The organism is Clostridium sp. UMB9555A (assembly GCF_030222355.1).
Classification (GTDB): domain Bacteria; phylum Bacillota; class Clostridia; order Clostridiales; family Clostridiaceae; genus Sarcina; species Sarcina perfringens.
Genome location: NZ_JASORQ010000060.1, coordinates 1 through 229, shown reverse-complemented (window position 1 = coordinate 229; position 229 = coordinate 1). Strand labels below are relative to the sequence as shown.

Below are 229 nucleotides of genomic sequence, written 5' to 3'. Positions count from 1 at the left end.
GCTATCGCGGCCCGGCAAATGTGCTGTGGAAAGTGGGCGAGTCGGCGTGGGATAACAACAAGATTACCGATACGCTGAAGGCGCTGCCAACCTATGGTCCGCTGCTGCCTGCCGCAGTCACCAGCGCCAATCCTCAGCAAGCGACGGCGATGCTGGCGGACGGGTCGACCGTCGCATTGAGTATGGAAGGCGTTCGCTGGGCGCGTCCTTACCGTTCGGATACTCAGCA

General features: G+C 61.6%; 1 protein-coding gene. It reads left to right on the top strand.

Annotated elements, in window-relative coordinates; translation table 11 throughout:
- The coding region (locus tag QP548_RS16950) for a hypothetical protein (protein ID WP_284905671.1) at nt 1–229 on the top strand (229 nt) is incomplete at both ends.